Annotated in this window: 16 protein-coding genes; 8 read left to right on the top strand and 8 right to left on the bottom strand. The window is 36.8% G+C overall.

The features are described from left to right. Positions 1 to 381 precede the first annotated feature (381 nt). The 3 genes from F7888_RS21265 to F7888_RS21255 all read left to right on the top strand — a co-directional run bounded on the left by F7888_RS21265 (position 382) and on the right by F7888_RS21255 (position 4,565). Positions 382 to 1,482 carry a D-alanyl-D-alanine carboxypeptidase family protein gene (locus tag F7888_RS21265; RefSeq protein ID WP_191783214.1) on the top strand — a complete coding sequence of 367 codons (1,101 nt, stop codon included), beginning with the start codon at positions 382 to 384 and terminating at the stop codon, positions 1,480 to 1,482. Between the two features lie 356 nt (positions 1,483 to 1,838). Then, positions 1,839 to 3,299 carry a catalase KatA gene (gene katA / locus F7888_RS21260; protein WP_191783212.1) on the top strand — a complete coding sequence of 487 codons (1,461 nt, stop codon included), beginning with the start codon at positions 1,839 to 1,841 and terminating at the stop codon, positions 3,297 to 3,299. Between the two features lie 189 nt (positions 3,300 to 3,488). After that, on the top strand, positions 3,489 to 4,565 hold the full coding sequence (locus tag F7888_RS21255) for an inorganic phosphate transporter (protein ID WP_318246342.1): 1,077 nt from the start codon (positions 3,489 to 3,491) through the stop codon (positions 4,563 to 4,565). Between the two features lie 53 nt (positions 4,566 to 4,618). Here F7888_RS21255 and F7888_RS21250 read toward each other — a convergent pair whose 3' ends face one another. Further along, the gene (locus F7888_RS21250) at positions 4,619 to 5,164 is read right to left on the bottom strand and encodes a redoxin domain-containing protein (RefSeq protein ID WP_191783210.1); all 546 of its coding nucleotides are present in this window, start codon (positions 5,162 to 5,164) and stop codon (positions 4,619 to 4,621) included. An 18-nt stretch (positions 5,165 to 5,182) separates the two neighbouring features. Next, positions 5,183 to 5,515, bottom strand: a complete 333-nt coding sequence (locus F7888_RS21245; protein WP_191783208.1) for a thioredoxin family protein — start codon at positions 5,513 to 5,515, stop codon at positions 5,183 to 5,185. 274 nt (positions 5,516 to 5,789) lie between these two features. Between F7888_RS21245 and F7888_RS22875 the strand changes: the two genes are divergently transcribed. Both F7888_RS22875 and F7888_RS21240 read left to right on the top strand, forming a co-directional pair. Continuing rightward, positions 5,790 to 5,921 (top strand): hypothetical protein, encoded by a 132-nt coding sequence (locus tag F7888_RS22875; protein WP_263601438.1) that lies wholly within the window; start codon positions 5,790 to 5,792, stop codon positions 5,919 to 5,921. Positions 5,922 to 6,046: 125 nt separating this feature from the next. Continuing rightward, the gene (locus F7888_RS21240; protein WP_191783206.1) at positions 6,047 to 6,436 is read left to right on the top strand and encodes an SET domain-containing protein; all 390 of its coding nucleotides are present in this window, start codon (positions 6,047 to 6,049) and stop codon (positions 6,434 to 6,436) included. 295 nt (positions 6,437 to 6,731) lie between these two features. Here F7888_RS21240 and F7888_RS21235 read toward each other — a convergent pair whose 3' ends face one another. Further along, entirely contained in the window at positions 6,732 to 7,751 is a 1,020-nt protein-coding gene (locus F7888_RS21235) for a DUF1646 family protein (RefSeq protein ID WP_191783204.1), read from the bottom strand. A 256-nt stretch (positions 7,752 to 8,007) separates the two neighbouring features. On the opposite strand from F7888_RS21235, the gene F7888_RS21230 reads away from it, so the two are divergent. Then, entirely contained in the window at positions 8,008 to 8,985 is a 978-nt protein-coding gene (locus tag F7888_RS21230; RefSeq protein ID WP_191783202.1) for a Gfo/Idh/MocA family protein, read from the top strand. Between the two features lie 56 nt (positions 8,986 to 9,041). Here F7888_RS21230 and F7888_RS21225 read toward each other — a convergent pair whose 3' ends face one another. Then, complete coding sequence (locus F7888_RS21225; RefSeq protein ID WP_191783200.1) at positions 9,042 to 9,539, bottom strand: arsinothricin resistance N-acetyltransferase ArsN1 family A; 498 nt, start codon at positions 9,537 to 9,539, stop codon at positions 9,042 to 9,044. 377 nt (positions 9,540 to 9,916) lie between these two features. On the opposite strand from F7888_RS21225, the gene rnjA reads away from it, so the two are divergent. After that, positions 9,917 to 11,572 carry a ribonuclease J1 gene (rnjA, locus tag F7888_RS21220; RefSeq protein ID WP_412096026.1) on the top strand — a complete coding sequence of 552 codons (1,656 nt, stop codon included), beginning with the start codon at positions 9,917 to 9,919 and terminating at the stop codon, positions 11,570 to 11,572. 53 nt (positions 11,573 to 11,625) lie between these two features. Beyond that, positions 11,626 to 12,063, top strand: a complete 438-nt coding sequence (locus F7888_RS21215) for a hypothetical protein (RefSeq protein ID WP_191783196.1) — start codon at positions 11,626 to 11,628, stop codon at positions 12,061 to 12,063. A gap of 53 nt (positions 12,064 to 12,116) precedes the next feature. On the opposite strand, the gene F7888_RS21210 is transcribed toward F7888_RS21215, so the two are convergent. The 4 genes from F7888_RS21210 to F7888_RS21195 form a co-directional block, all read right to left on the bottom strand. Further along, positions 12,117 to 13,553 carry a nicotinate phosphoribosyltransferase gene (locus tag F7888_RS21210; protein WP_191783194.1) on the bottom strand — a complete coding sequence of 479 codons (1,437 nt, stop codon included), beginning with the start codon at positions 13,551 to 13,553 and terminating at the stop codon, positions 12,117 to 12,119. 102 nt (positions 13,554 to 13,655) lie between these two features. After that, on the bottom strand, positions 13,656 to 14,465 hold the full coding sequence (locus F7888_RS21205; RefSeq protein ID WP_191783192.1) for an energy-coupling factor transporter transmembrane component T family protein: 810 nt from the start codon (positions 14,463 to 14,465) through the stop codon (positions 13,656 to 13,658). After that, positions 14,462 to 15,319, bottom strand: coding sequence for an energy-coupling factor transporter ATPase (locus F7888_RS21200; RefSeq protein WP_225228943.1), 858 nt, complete (start codon positions 15,317 to 15,319; stop codon positions 14,462 to 14,464). The genes F7888_RS21205 and F7888_RS21200 overlap by 4 nt, the downstream gene beginning before the upstream one ends. Further along, entirely contained in the window at positions 15,310 to 16,122 is an 813-nt protein-coding gene (locus F7888_RS21195) for an energy-coupling factor transporter ATPase (RefSeq protein ID WP_191783189.1), read from the bottom strand. The genes F7888_RS21200 and F7888_RS21195 overlap by 10 nt, the downstream gene beginning before the upstream one ends. Between the last annotated feature and the right edge of the window lie 14 nt (positions 16,123 to 16,136).

The following is a 16,136-nucleotide window of genomic DNA, read 5'->3' as shown; positions in this document are numbered from 1 at the left end:
CATCCTGAGCCAGGATCAAACTCTCCAAAAAGAGTATTGATTGCTCAATAGTTTGTTACTTGATAAAACGTTGACGCTTGTTTATTGTGTTCAGTTTTCAAAGAACTTTTTTGAAGCAGAAATATAATATATCATCCTCGAAAGTTATTGTCAAATATTTTTTTAAAATAGTTTTGACTGTTACTTTCCTTGATTGATGAATAGTCTATCTCGCTTTCAACTTTTGCTATCATACCATTCAAACTTCATAGAAGTCAACCAATTATCCATTGGAAATACTATGTAATTATTAATTCCCTACTTTTTAGTTTCAACTAATGCATATTAACCGTTATTTAAGAAATCATAAAAAAGCTAAAATAATATGGAGAGGTGGTACGAATGAGAAGATTAAAAACGATCCTTGCTGTCTTGATTACTTTATTCGTGATGACTTCTTCACCATTGACTAGCTATGCTATTTCAGCAAAAGGAGCGGTTTTACTTGAGCAGCACTCTGGAAGAGTATTATATGAAAAGAATGCTCATACACAGATGAGAATCGCTAGTATTACGAAAATCATGACCGCAATTCTTGCAATTGAATCAGGAAAGCTAAAAGATACAGTCACAATAAGTAACAAAGCAGCTGGTACTGAAGGTTCCTCACTATATCTTGTAGCAGGAGAAAAAGTAATGCTAGAGGATTTAGTATATGGGTTAATGCTCCGCTCAGGAAATGATTCGGCAGTAGCAATTGCTGAGCATGTTGCTGGAAATCTAGACTCCTTTGTTTCAATGATGAACAAAAAAGCAAAAGAGATAGGAATGAAAAATACTGTATTCGCGAATCCACATGGTTTAGATGATCATGAAAATCATTATTCCACAGCTTATGATATGGCCCTCTTAACACGCTATGCCATGAAAAATGATGAATACGCGAAAATAGCAGGAACTAAATCTTATACTGCTAAATCTCTCAGCAAACACGGAACAGTCACATGGAAAAATAAAAATCGCTTACTTACTCAGCTTTATCCTTACTGTACTGGAGGAAAAACCGGTTATACAAAAAGAGCCAAACGTACACTTGTTACAACAGCAGAGAAAGATAACCTTCAATTAATCGCAGTCACAATCAATGACCGAAATGACTGGAACGATCACAAAAGCCTCTATAACCAAGCCTTTAACAGCTATAAATTAGTTAACATTTTGGAAAAAAATGAACTCCCTAATCTTTTGGATGATGTGTACACTGACAACTTATTTATAAAAAAAGATTTCAAATATCCTTTAAAGAAAGATGAAATTAAAAACATAGCACTAAAAGTAATTCCATATAATAAGAAGAAAAGCGAAAAAGACCAACTTGAAGTTGGTGCAATAGATATCTATATGAAAGATGAACAAATAGGAAGTGTCCCTCTCTATAGTAATAAAATAAAAACGTCTCAGCCTAAAAAACATTGGTGGGATAAATTCAAAAAAGTATTTTAACAAAACGAATGACGACCTTCATATCATCCCTATGAAGGTCTATTTTGTTTCTCTTCTCACATTTAAAATATTTATTTAGTTTAATTAGCATAATTCTCAATGTAAAACATATAAATGAGACTATCATTAGATATAGACAAGAGGTGAATTAGTCATATACATACTATTTTTATGAAAATTACTATTCTAATAGTAGCTAAATCGTTATAAATCTCTAGTGTTATCAACACATTCTATTAATTTCAGATATTATTAATTAGTATTTCTTTATAATTATTATAAATAAGTATTGATTTTTAAGAGAATTATATTATAATATAAACATGCTTAATAAATAATTTTAAGAGGTGACTTAATTGACGAACGAAAAGAAAACCCTAACTACTAGTTTTGGTGCTCCTGTAGGAGACAATCAAAATTCAATTACAGCAGGCCATCGTGGCCCTACATTAATTCAAGATGTTCATTTACTAGAGAAACTTGCTCATTTTAATCGCGAACGTGTGCCTGAGCGTGTTGTTCATGCTAAAGGTGCTGGAGCGCATGGATATTTCGAAGTGACAAATGATCTTTCTAAATATACAAAAGCAAAAGTATTCAATGGTGTTGGAAAGCGCACTCCACTATTCATTCGTTTCTCAACAGTAGCCGGTGAAAATGGATCTTCTGATACTGTTCGCGACCCACGTGGATTCGCTGTTAAATTCTACACTGAAGAAGGAAACTACGATATCGTTGGTAACAATACACCAGTATTCTTTATCCGTGATGCGATTAAGTTCCCTGACTTTATCCATACACAAAAGCGTCATCCACAAACTCATTTAAAAAACCCTAACGCGGTATGGGATTTCTGGTCACTATCTCCAGAATCACTTCACCAAGTGACAATTCTGATGTCAGATCGTGGTATTCCTGCAACATTAAGACATATGCACGGATTTGGTAGTCATACATTTAAATGGGTAAATGAAGAAGGCGAAGCAGTTTGGGTGAAATACCACTTCAAAACTGAGCAAGGTGTAAAAAACCTTGACCCAGCAGTTGCAGCCAAAATTGCTGGTGAAAACCCTGATTACCATACAGAAGATTTATTCAATGCAATTGAAAATGGCGATTTCCCTAAATGGAAGCTTTATGTTCAAATCATGCCATTAGAAGATGCTAATACCTACCGCTTCGATCCCTTTGATGTAACAAAGGTTTGGTCACAAAAAGACTATCCGCTAATTGAAGTTGGAGAAATGGTACTTAACCGTAATCCTGAAAACTATTTTGCTGAGGTTGAGCAAGCAACATTCTCACCTGGTACTCTTGTTCCTGGTGTTGAAGTATCACCTGACAAAATGCTGCAAGGTCGCTTATTTGCATATGCGGATGCACACCGTTACCGTGTAGGTGCAAATCATCAAGCGCTACCTATCAATCGTCCACATGTTGAGGTAAATAACTACCAACGTGATGGTCAAATGAGATTTGATAATAATGGTGGGGGTTCCGTCTATTATGAGCCAAATAGCTTAGGTGGCCCAACAGAAGCTTCAGAACATAAAACAACAGGTTTCCCTGTAACAGGCGTAGCTGAAAGTGTTGCCTATGATCACGACGATCACTATACTCAAGCTGGAGACCTATATCGCCTAATGAGCGAAGAAGAACGCTCTCGCCTTGTTTCAACCATCGTTGGTGCAATGGAACCTGTTGAAAGTGATGAAATTAAATTACGCCAAATTGGGCACTTCTACAAAGCAGATCCTGAATACGGTCAACGTGTCGCTGAAGGACTAGGGTTATCTGTACCTGAAGAAGTAAAGTAACAAACACATCAAGCCGTCCTGAATGGGACGGCTTTTTTGTATGCATTTTTAAGCGAATGACCTGAGTTATTTCTAAATATCCAAAGAAATAGGTCACTGTAACCCATCTATTTACATATACTTATATAAATTTTAATTTTTTCAACGTTCACAAAAGAAAAATCTTCTAAAGAAGAAAGGGTTAGTCCTATGATATTGACATATGTAGCCATTGCCGTTGCTCTATTCTTTGCGATGAACATCGGTGCTAGTGGCACTGCTGCTTCAATGGGGGCTCCGTACGGTTCTGGTGCTATAAAAAATAAACGTCTGGCTTTAATTTTGGTCGCTATATCTGCTTTTCTGGGTGCAGTTCTTGGTGGAGGAGAAGTTGTAAAGACAATTGGTTCGGGAATTATCCCTTCTGATATATTAACAGTAAACGTTGTTGTCATTATTTTAGTCGGGGCAACCTTCACTCTTTTTCTATCAAATTTAATTGGTATTCCACTTTCAACAAGTGAAGTAACAGTGGGATCTATTGTGGGAGTTGGGGCTGCTTATCATGCAGTATATACAAGCAAATTAATCATCATTATATCCTTTTGGGTAATTATTCCGATTGCTTCCTTTTTAATCACATATATCTTCGGAAAAATCATTAACTATATGGAAAAGAAATGGCCACATCTAAAAGGACAAGGCAGATGGGCAAAATGGTTATCACTCCTCCTAGTACTAGGCGGTTGTTTTGAAGCTTTCTCTGCTGGGATGAATAATGTAGCAAATTCGATTGGTCCATTAGTTGGAGCCGGCATTTTATCAACAAGTTCTGGAATCTTGTTTGGAGCCATTTTCACATCAATTGGTGCCATTGTTTTAGGTAGCAAAGTATTAGAAACGAATGGAAAAAAAATCACAAAGCTCTCCCTCTTACAAGGAAGTGCTGTATCATTTACTGGAGGAGGATTGGTCGTTATCGCCTCTGTATTCGGCCTACCTATTCCCCTTACACAAGTAACGACCTGTGGAATCCTAGGAGTCGGAACAGCCAAGAACGGTTTAAAAGTATTACAAAAAAACGTAATCAAACGAATCGCGATGGTTTGGGTAATCTCACCATTAGCATCCTTAGTCGTCTCCTATGCACTAATCAACCTGTTTACCAAACATAATCTGTACAACATCCTAGTTGTCTTAAGCACATTAATCACCACTCTAGGGACAATTTATCTACTAAAGCTTGTAAAAAAAGAAAAACGGACACTGAACGATGATAAAGCATGATTAAACGGAGAAAGAGCACTCAAAAAAAGTGCTCTTCCTCCGTTTTTTAATACCTATTCAAAGCTAGTTATCATCTCTTCCATCATTTGTTTATCCATTGGGCCAATCATCTTTTTCACAATGATTCCGTTCGAATCAATAAACAAGCTCGTTGGGATGGTAAAAACACGATAGGCTTCACCAACCTCACCGTTTTGATCAAGTAAAATCGGAAAAGATAATTTGTACTCTTTCACAAATGCATCAACAGCATCCTTTTGCCTCTCTGCATTGGTCAGGTTCACCGCAAGGATTTCTACATTGCCTCCCTTTTGGTCCTCATAAAAAGATTGCATATGTGGCATTTCAGATTTACAAGGTGGACACCATGATGCCCAAAAATTCAAAATAACTTTCTTCCCCCTCAAATCAGATAGTTTTAATTGCCCTCCCCCTACCTGCTCTAATTCAAAATCAGGGGCTTGATTTCCTTCCTGAATCCCAACCTGTACCTGACTTCCAACAGGAATATCATTTGAAGCACTTATCCTCGTATCTGCATAAAATCCCGATCCAATCAATCCAACAAGTCCTAAAACCATAACTAGATTTCTTAACATACTTTTGTCACCCTTCCATTAAGATTCATGAATCATTCGATAAACCTTCGAAATGTTCTCTTTAAATTTCTCGACATGAACAAATCTGGCTTCTCGAATGAGCTCCTTCCCATCTAAAAACAATATTAAGACCGGTACTGTAAAAACAGACAATTGTCCGGCAATTTCCTCGACTCTTTCAGTATTCACATATCCTAAGTTCACCAGTGGAAAATTGGTTTCAAATAAGTCTTTGATCTGTGGAAGTAGTGCATGACAAACACTACAATTTGTTCTAGAAATGTACAGAAAGTTAAAATCACTTGCCCCAATAAACTCTTCAACTTCCTCTAACATTGTCAATTCCTTCAAAACCAAGCACCTCAACTCTTATTCAAGAAAATAATAGTAGTAGCATTTTCTAAATCCCACTAGACTATCCACAAATCATACACGAAGACTCCTGAGATCTTATTAATCAATTTTTTTTGATTTAATGATTGACTTTAGAAAAATATGGATATATGATTAATTCATCAAGAAATTTTGATTTATAGTGCTTCTTGATTTCTGTTATCACCATGTCAACCATCTCTGGCTTCATTTTTTATCTTATCTAAAATCATTTTATAAGGAGTGGAATAGGATGTTTACATTTTTCAAAAAGGATTCAAAACCATCAGATTGCTGTAAGATTACAATTGAGGAAGTAAAGGAAGAATGCTGCACAACTGACGAGAAAGAATGCTGTGAAGAAACACTAAACAGTTGCTGCTAAGTTGAAAATAGTGGGAGGTAATCTTCATCTACTCCCACTTTTCAAGATAAATAGTTGCTTTCCTTGTGATAAAATGTCACTCTAATAGAGACTCTACATATTAAAAAGAAATAGTGGTGACGAAAATGATTGAAGTAAAAACTTCTACCCTCTCAGACGGAGAATTTAATAGAGGTGTATTTGCAACACAAGATATCAAAAAAGGGCAGCTAATTCATGAAGCACCTGTGATTGCATACCCTAATGAACAACATGTCCATATTGAAAAAACATTGCTTGCTGATTATGCGTTCGAATATGGAATAAACCATACAGCTATGCTTCTTGGATATGGCATGTTATTTAACCATTCATACGAGCCGAATGCAACATATGATATTAACTTTGATAACCATACATTTGATTTCTTTGCCTACAAAGATATTAAAGCTGGTGAAGAAATTCTCATTAACTACAATGGCGAAGTAGACATTGATGACCCACTTTGGTTCAATATGGATGAAGAAACTAAGTAAGCAATCAATTTGCAGAAGTAAATTTACTGGCGGGCTTCTTTATAGTCATTGATGAGGATAAGAGGAAAAATTCCGCTTATTAGAAAAAATGATGATAAAAATGCAAAAATAGAGGAAAAATTTCCCCCTATTCACTCGAAAAAGGTGAAATTGGGGGATTTTTCACTACATAAGCGAAAAATCTTCCCTTATTTGCCTCAAAATGAACTCCATCACACCAATAACCGAAAATCCTTCCCTTATCCACACTCAACATAAACCATCACACCTAATTCCCCACTATCAAAATAACTCCCTAACTAAAAATACCAAACAAAACCACAAAATAGATCACCATTGTCAAGATACCAATAGGAACACCAAACTTTGCCCATTCTTTACTTGTAATCTCCAACTTACCCGCAGCAATAATATTAGGAATATTTCCTGGGATTAAGATCCCCCCACTAATCAGTAAGCCTAAGAGAATCGCCTGAATCGTTAACATATCCATTGATGGACTAATTTCTGCGGCAGTTAACGTGGCATTGTCTAACACAGCAGAGATTATATTTAACCAATAGAGGATGGATGGATTTAAGCCAATGAAATATGTATTAATTAATGGCTCGAACCCTTCACCTAAGAACGTCAAGCCCATGACAAAAAAGTAAATCTTCAATGCTCGAACAAGAATTTCTTCATACCCTTCAGGCGCTTGCTTTTTAGCCAGACTCCCTTTTGTTTCAGGCTTTCTAACTAAAAATGCTGCCAATGCTGCAAATAGACAGATTCCTATTAGAATTTCTGAACCAAGTAATCTCATTAAAAAAGTAAAATCCTGATCTAATTTACTGATTGCAATCGTCGAAAGTGGTTCACCTATTGGTGTTAGCGCCGCCCCTAGTCCGATTGAGAAACAAGCCAATACAACAAATCTCACCTCTGATTTACGATCTAATTGCAAGGAGGATACGATCAACACAAGAACAAGTGCCGCAATAATCGCAGTAATCAAGCTTGAGACAAGTCCTAATAAAATAACCGTGCTCGCAATAAAGAACTTATAAGGAACCCGCCTACTTACGCCTGTGATCATCTTTTCCAAAGGATGGTGGAACCATTTGAATAATAATCCTGCAACTAATACTGCGACCGTAATTTTTATAGGGTCTGTTGCTGCTACAACAAATAAAGAACCACTAAAAACATCACTTAACAATGCAGCGGTAATCCCCATCACAAATAGAAAGATTTCTAGATTACGTTCTATTTTTTTTACAACCAAAGGTAAAAATAGAACAAACATAAAAATAATCAGTAAACCTATAACCATTTCAAACCCGCTCCATATTCATATAGTTTCCCTCTTAATAAAAGGGCTTTTATATGTATATGTAAACAAAAGGACAAACTTGACTCTTAGTTCAAACAAGTCGACTTCCAAATGATTGTTGTTACAAATATATAGATGACAACTATATTAAAATCTAACATTGTCACATAATTTACTTATAAGTTACACTATAATTATAGAATTCTTTCATTAATAGGAACTATGGTAGCGCAAATCAAATGAGGAGTGGATGGCTTTGACTTTAAAAATCGGAATGGTAGGCACAGGTTACTTCAGTAAACTGCACTGTGGGATTTTAACAACATTCAAGGAAGTTCAATTGACAGCTGTTTGTGGAACAAGTAAAGAGAAGGCAACTATTTTTGCAAGCGAATACAACAATGTATCAGGCTACGATAATCTAACTGAAATGCTAGACGCTGAACAGCTAGATGCTGTCTACATTTGTGTCCCACCAATGGCACATGGAGAAATCGAACTTGAATTAGTCAAAAGAAACATTCCTTTTTTTGTTGAGAAACCTTTAGGGGCAGACTTATTAACCCCCTCTACCATTTTAAAGGAATTAGAGAGGAAAACCTTGATTACTTCTGTTGGGTACCACTTCCGTTATAAAGAATCCGTTCAAATGTTGAAAGCAACTTTACAAGAACAACAGCTTGGAATGGTGCTAGGTCAATGGTCTGGCGGAATGCCAATGGTGTCTTGGTGGAGAAATCAGGACGGCTCGGGTGGACAATTTATTGAACAAACTACTCATATGGTTGATCTATTACGTTACGTTTGTGGTGAGATTGATGAAGTATTTGCCTATTATGGTAACCAGATTATGCACAAAAAAGTCGATGCTGTCACCGTTTCTGATGTTGGAACAGTAAATATGAAATTAAGTAGTGGAGCTGTTGCTAATATCTCAAATACATGCATACTTCCTAGTGGTGTTGGTAGAACAGGACTAACCTTTTATACAGATCAGGGCATTATCGACTTTGCTCCAGACAAATTGACGATCCAAACTCCAAATGGAAAAGTAGAACATCTTGACAAAAGTAATCCTTACATTATTGAGAATGAGGCATTCATACACGCCCTTTTAACAGGAGACAGCTCTAGAATTCTCTCAAGCTATCAAGATGCTTATAAAACTCAAATTGCAACAGTCGGTGCTCTGTACAGTACAGAAAATGGCACTCCAACTAAATTGCTTTTTTAAACGCGAACGAAATTTTGGTGCCTTTCATCAATATGATGTGAGGCTTATTTATTCTTCTATGATAATAATTTCTCCATCATCATTACATCAACATATTGACCATCTAATACCCCTTGATTTACAAAGACACCAACCTCTCGAAATCCTCTTTTTCTGTATAATCCTTGCCCTAATTGATTAAACGGGAAAGTTGAGAGAACAATCTTATGGAAGTCATTATTTTTCGCAGCATTTTCGATTGCTTGAAGTAATGTGTTCCCAACACCCTTTCCTCTGTACGCTCTTGCTATATACAGAGATAAGTCAGCCACTCCATTATATGCACAACGGCTATTATAAGAATTTAACGAAGCCCAACCAATGACTTCATTATTAAGTTCTGCAACAAATACTTTAAACCGGCCTTGGTGCCTTTCAAACCAATCATTCATAAATGCTTCATCTTTCAATTCCGTTTCCAAAGTAGCAATTCGATCTTCAATTCCTTCATTGTAAATTGTTTTGATCGCTTGTAGATCTTCTAATTCAGCCATACGAATCACTATATCATTCATATTTATCCCTCACTTTAATATCGAACTTTTCTGTCAATTAACTCATTTATACCATTCCCTAACTCAATTAATCAACTATTGCTTCAGTGGCTATTGAGACTTAACTTTGACGGATGATTAAGGATTAAATATAATAATATAGAGATATAGTTAAACAACAAACAATGGTGAACGGTTTACAATATATTACCTATTACAAAGCCACATGTGTAGCATGTAATATCCCCTTCCCCCAAATCCTCTTACATTTCATTTCAAACGATAAATATATTTGAAGATTAAATAGTAGGTGGTGGCTTTAAACCGCAGATACGGCGTGATTTAGCTCTTTATAATTCAGAAAAAAAAGAAAATAATATATATTTGGAGGATTTATGATTAAGAATGAAAAGAAACAATCAGTAAAAGTCATCCCTTTGGGTGGGTTAAGTGAAATCGGAAAGAATATGTATCTAGTTGAGCACGAAGATGAAATTATTATCATTGATGCAGGGATTAAATTCCCTGATAGTGAACTATTTGGAATTGATTATATCATCCCGAATTTTTCGTATTTAGTAGCGAATGCTCATAAGATCAAAGGATTATTTATCACACATGGTCATGAGGATCATATTGGTGGAATCCCATTTCTCCTTAAAGAGATACAGGTTCCTATTTATGCAGGGAAATTAGCGCTTGGTTTTATCAAAAGTAAGCTTGAAGAGCATCATTTACTGAGAGAAGCGACACTACATGAAATTGAGCAAGATGATGTCATTTCTTTTTCAAGCTTGAGCGTGTCATTCTTCCGTACAACTCATAGTATTCCAGACTCATTAGGAATTGTCGTGAATACTGCACTTGGTAATGTCGTACATACAGGAGATTTCAAATTTGATTTCACTCCTATTGGACCAGCTCCTGATTTAATTCGCATGGGTGAAATTGGTAGAAGCGGTGTCCTTTGTCTGTTGTCTGATAGTACAAATAGTGAAGTCCCAGGCTTCTCCATGTCAGAGCGCCATATCGGCAATACTATTCTTGATGTTGTCAAAAAACAAGAGGGCCGAATCATTTTTGCTACATTCGCTTCGAATGTGTATCGACTTCAACAAGTCATTAATGCATCGGTTCTAACCAATCGAAAGGTCTTCATCGCTGGGAGAAGTATGGAAAGAGCGATTACGCTTGGAAGAGAATTAGGGTATATTGAAGCACCTGACTCAACCTTTATTACAGAATTTGAGCTCCGACACCTTCCTGCAGGCGAAGTGACTATTCTTTGTACTGGAAGTCAAGGTGAACCATTTGCTGCTCTATCTAGAATAGCTTCTGGCAGACACCGTCACATTCAAATTATCGATGGAGATACAGTGGTATTCTCATCTTCACCTATCCCTGGAAATGGATTAAGTGTGAATCGTTTAAAGAACCTATTAGCAAAAGCTGGAGCTGAAGTAATTCATCATAAGTTAAATGATATCCATACATCTGGTCATGGTGCTCAAGAAGAATTAAAGCTCATGCTTAGCTTGATGAAGCCAAGATTTTTTGTGCCAATTCATGGTGAATTCAGAATGCAAAAAATGCATCAAACATTAGCGTTGCAATGTGGAATCCCAGAACAAAACACGTATATTCTTGAAAATGGTGATGTCCTCTCGATCACTGAGGGTGCTGAAGTAGCAGCCATTACTGGAAGAGTACCTGCTGCTCCTGTCTATATTGATGGACATGGTATTGGAGACATTGGCCGAAGCGTGCTTAATGAACGAAAAGTCCTTGCTGAACATGGAATGATTTCTGTCTTTCTTTTACGAAAGGACAAGGTTGTGATTGGGAAGCCCCAAATTATATCAAGAGGATTTGTATATGTGAGACAGTCCGAGCAATTAATGGATGACATTCAATCACTAGTTTCTTCTCTTGTACAGGAGCCAATCAGTAGATTTGATTTGGAGAAAAAGATTAGAGAAGCTCTATCAGGCTTCATTTATGAACAAATCAAACGCAATCCACTCATCATTACAAAAATCATTGATTTAAAATAAGATCCTCTATATAATGAATCTTTAAATCAATTAGAAGAGAGTGATGAGAGCAAATGAGAGAAGGAATTAAATTTATCGTTGATATAGTCAATGAATTGCACGATATCCTTATTATTCTCATCAATGATATATTCGGCTTGCAAATGACGGACAAAGATATGCATTTCTGGGTCATGGGCATTATTGGCATTGTGACTTATGCGTTTGTGTTAGGCATTTCTAAATGGCTTGCTAAATTCCGTTTTGGGATTCAGCTTATCGCATTCTTTTATACATTAACATTCATGTTTGTATTAGTGTTTGCAATTGAAATCCAGCAGGCAATTACCAATCGTGGGAATATGGATTTCTGGGATGCAGTGATAGGTTTATGGGGATATATTGTTTTATTCCTTGTCTATGCTGGAATCGTAGGTATCATTATTTTAGGAAGAGTTATTCTTAAGAATATGAATAAAGGTAAGAAGACAAACAAGACAACACGGTTTTAAATACAAAAAAAGGAACAGATTTGTCCTAATTGACAAATTTGTTCCTTCTTTTTTTAGCTTTTGGATGCCATTAGGTCTGTTTTGACCTTCCAAACACTTTCACTTAAAACCACTAAATAGTGCTCAGGATTTAACTTTCTTAAGTATTCTTCCCAGAACAGATCTAGTTGAGAATTGTGGAATGCTCTTATTTCATCTAAGGTTGGGAGCTCGTATACTTGCTCACCATTTTGAAAAATTGGCTGTAGGATTTCTACTGCTTCAAACTCTGTTACTGTTTTTTGGATATAAGTGTGGATGGGATTAAACATGTTTAATTGCTTAGCTTCCTTCACTTTCTCCTCTGGAAAAGCAATATAATCCCCAATCGCTTTGTTGGTACGTTTATTAATAATTCGGTATACGGTTTTAAATCCAGGCGTTGTTACTTTCTCAGGGTTAGCAGATATTTTGATAACTGGTGCATATGTGTCATCATCCTTACGTGCAACAAGCTTATACACACCACCAAGAGAAGGATTATCAGCTGCAGTAATTAACTGAGTCCCAACACCCCATGAATCAATCCGAGCTCCTTGGAATTTCAAATCAAGAATTACATGTTCATCTAAGTCATTACTTGCAATAATTGAAACGTAGTCTAATCCAGCTTGATCCAGCATCTTTCTTGCTTTCTTGGATAAGTAGGCAAGATCCCCACTATCAAGTCGAATTCCTTTTAAGCGATAACCTTTTTCCTCTAATTCCTTCCCTACTTTAATAGCATTGGGAAGTCCCGATTTCAACGTATCATATGTATCCACCAAGAGAACCGTCTTATCTGGGAATACATTTGCATACGCTCGAAACGCCTCTAGCTCACTTTCAAAGTCCATCACCCAAGAATGGGCATGTGTTCCGATCGAAGGGATACCAAATCGCTTCCCTGATTCCATATTACTAGTGCCGTCAAATCCAGCAATATAAGCAGCCCTAGATCCCCAAATCGCCGCATCTGCCTCTTGTGCTCTTCTCGTTCCAAATTCAAAGAACATATCATCTTGGGCAACATGCTTAATTCTTGAAGCCTTCGTCGCAATTAAGGTTTGATAATTCATAAAGTTTAATAAAGCCGTCTCAATTAATTGAGCTTCAAAAATTCGCGCCTCTACTCTAATGATTGGTTCATTTGGAAAAATAATTGCCCCTTCTGCCACCGAATAAATGTTTCCTGTGAATTTCATTTCTCTAAGTTCATTTAAGAAACCTTCATCATAATTTTCAGGTTGATTCTTCAAATATAGAATATCCTCTTCTGAAAAACGTAAGGCATTAATATAGTGAATAATCCTTTCAAGACCTGCAAAAACAGAATAGCCATTTTGAAACGGATTCTTGCGGAAATATGCATCAAATACACGAATGTTATTATGTCGATTCATCTTCCAATGTGCGTAAATCATATTTATTTGATATTTATCAGTATGTAATGTGAGATTCTGAAGATCCATTAACTGGAACCCTCCTTCTATATTAAGAGCTAGTCCTATCTATTTTAACAGAGCCGATGAATCAAAAAAAGAGAAGGCGTTTTCCGCCTCCTACCTCGTTATCTAATGTGACATCCCTTCCGTCCTTAAGAGAGCAAGTCCTATTGTTAATAGGAGCATAACGACTAAGCTAAAGGTATCTCTTTTTTGCCAGCTTAATTGGCGGAAGGATGATCTTCTTACACTTGATTGATAACCTCTTACCTCCATTACATTTGCTAATTCCTCCGCACGACTAAGTGAACTTGCAAATAACGGCAAAAATAAGGGTACTAAGGTTTTCATTTGTTTGACAAGTGAGCCTTCACCAAATTCAGATCCTCTTGCCCGCTGTGCATCCATGACCTTCTGCGTCTCATCTAGTAAAGTTGGAATGAACCTTAATGAAATCGATAGCATCAGAGATAAGTCTGCTACAGGGATTTTGAGGTATGTGAGTGGGCGTAATAACGAATTGATTCCATCTGTTAAATCGATTGGTTTCGTTGTAAGAGTTACAACCGTTGATACAAATATTATCATAACAAAACGACAAAAGACATAAAAACCATTTACGAGACCAAATTCAGAGATCGTAATCGGCCCCCAGTCAATATAAATATTTCCACCTGCAGTAAACAAAATCTGTAGAAAAACGGTAAATAAGATGAGCCAAATTAAGGGACGAACTCCACGAAGATAGACTTTAAGCTTCACTCCCGATAAACACATCATGAGGAAAGTAAATACCCAGAGCAATAAATACGTCTGCCAATTATTTGCGAGAAACAGAACAAAAATAAAATAGATGGCAGCTACTAATTTTCCCCTTGGATCAAGATAATGGATAATCGATTCTCCTGGAAAATAGCGTCCTAATATTAACTTATTCATGCAAGCCCCGCCTCAATAAGGGTATCAGCAAGTTCTTCTACCGTTAAGCACACCTGTGGCAATTGAATTCCAGTTCGATGCTCAATTTTAAGCTGTAAACGGCGAGCCTCCGGTACGTCTAAGTGCAGTTTATCTAATAATGCTAAATTAGCAAACACTTCCCTCATTTGATCATGGATGACGACTTTTCCATTCTCCATGACAACTACATCATCAGCAAATAAAGCAACATCATCCATATCATGTGTTACTAAGATTGTTGTCATCCCTCTTTTGCGATGTAGCTCTGAAATAATTGTTAATATTTCTTTCTTCCCCCTCGGATCTAGTCCTGCTCCAGGCTCATCTAACACTAGTATATCTGGCTCCATTGCTAAGATCCCTGCAATGGCTACTCGTCTTTTTTGCCCACCTGAAAGTGAAAAAGGAGATTTCGTTAGAATTTGTGGATCTAAGCCAACTAACTCTATGACATTTCTTGCCATTTCTTTTGCTTCCTTCAATGGGACTCCGAAATTCAAAGGACCAAAACACAGATCCTTTTCCACCGTTTCAGCAAAAAGCTGCGATTCTGGAAACTGAAAAACCATCCCAACTCTTTTGCGGATTTTTTTTAATGAACGTTTATTTTTTCCTGGCTGTATCACTACATCACCAATTGTTACTTCTCCGGCAGTCGGAATGATTAATCCATTCATGGCTTTCAACAAACTAGATTTACCCGCTCCCGTGTGTCCAATAATAGCTGTGAATGATCCTGATTTCAGAGTCATATTCACCGATTGAAGAACTAGTGGACTCCGAATCGGACCAACCTCGTAATCAGCTGTTACATCCTTAAATATTATTTCCATAACCATTGCACCATTTCGTCTTCTGTCATATAGAAATCCGGAACTCTTCGATTACGTTCCTTCAATTCTCTTCTCAATCGTTCAGTTAAAGGTGGCATTAATTCCAGTTCATAGCTGAACACCTCACTTGGAGATCCACATCTTTCAATTCTACCCGTGTTCAACATGAGCACGCGATCTGAAACAGCCGCTTCATTCATATCATGTGTAATTGATAGAATAGTAAGATTATGGGCCCTTCGTAATTGCTGTAAGGTTTCAAGCAAGTCTCTACGACTCTTTGGGTCAAGCATCACAAACGCTTCATCTAAAACCAAAATAGATGGTCTTAATGCTAGAATTCCTGCAAGTGCCACGCGCTGTTTCTGTCCGCCTGACAGCCTAGATGGATCATGCAAACGAAGTGATGTCAGATTGACTGCTTCTAGCGCCTCGTCTACTCTTTTTTTCATTTCTTGATAAGGCATATTGATATTTTCTAATCCAAAGGCGACATCATCTTGCACCGTTGTTCCAATAAATTGGTTATCTGGATTTTGAAAGACCATCCCAATATGTTGTCTGATATCCCATTTGGATTGTTCATTTAATACATGCCCAGCAATTCGAATTTGTCCTTGCTGCGCATCTACTATTCCAACTAGCAGCCTTGCAAGCGTCGACTTACCTGAGCCGTTATGTCCAACAATCGCAAGCCATTCACCTTTAGCAACCGTAAATGACACATCCGTTAATACGTCAGATTCAACTCGGTGATCATATTTAAATGTAATGGCCTCAACTTCTACAATAGGTGTCACCATCTAGATGCCTCCTT

This window comes from Litchfieldia stipae, assembly GCF_014837155.1.
Lineage (GTDB): Bacteria > Bacillota > Bacilli > Bacillales > Bacillaceae_L > Litchfieldia.
The sequence above is the reverse complement of the archived record's forward strand: the minus strand, read 5'-3'. Positions and strand labels throughout refer to the sequence as shown.

What these genes read in the sequence shown, in the direction of transcription:
- F7888_RS21265 (WP_191783214.1), top strand. Translation starts at nt 382, where the DNA reads ATGAGAAGATTAAAAACGATCCTTGCTGTCTTGATTACTTTATTCGTG.
- F7888_RS21255 (WP_318246342.1), top strand. Translation starts at nt 3,489, where the DNA reads ATGATATTGACATATGTAGCCATTGCCGTTGCTCTATTCTTTGCGATG.
- F7888_RS21250 (WP_191783210.1), bottom strand. Translation starts at nt 5,164, where the DNA reads ATGTTAAGAAATCTAGTTATGGTTTTAGGACTTGTTGGATTGATTGGA.
- F7888_RS22875 (WP_263601438.1), top strand. Translation starts at nt 5,790, where the DNA reads ATGTTTACATTTTTCAAAAAGGATTCAAAACCATCAGATTGCTGTAAG.
- F7888_RS21240 (WP_191783206.1), top strand. Translation starts at nt 6,047, where the DNA reads ATGATTGAAGTAAAAACTTCTACCCTCTCAGACGGAGAATTTAATAGA.
- F7888_RS21235 (WP_191783204.1), bottom strand. Translation starts at nt 7,751, where the DNA reads ATGGTTATAGGTTTACTGATTATTTTTATGTTTGTTCTATTTTTACCT.
- F7888_RS21225 (WP_191783200.1), bottom strand. Translation starts at nt 9,539, where the DNA reads ATGAATGATATAGTGATTCGTATGGCTGAATTAGAAGATCTACAAGCG.
- F7888_RS21215 (WP_191783196.1), top strand. Translation starts at nt 11,626, where the DNA reads ATGAGAGAAGGAATTAAATTTATCGTTGATATAGTCAATGAATTGCAC.
- F7888_RS21210 (WP_191783194.1), bottom strand. Translation starts at nt 13,553, where the DNA reads ATGGATCTTCAGAATCTCACATTACATACTGATAAATATCAAATAAAT.
- F7888_RS21205 (WP_191783192.1), bottom strand. Translation starts at nt 14,465, where the DNA reads ATGAATAAGTTAATATTAGGACGCTATTTTCCAGGAGAATCGATTATC.
- F7888_RS21200 (WP_225228943.1), bottom strand. Translation starts at nt 15,319, where the DNA reads ATGGAAATAATATTTAAGGATGTAACAGCTGATTACGAGGTTGGTCCG.
- F7888_RS21195 (WP_191783189.1), bottom strand. Translation starts at nt 16,122, where the DNA reads ATGGTGACACCTATTGTAGAAGTTGAGGCCATTACATTTAAATATGAT.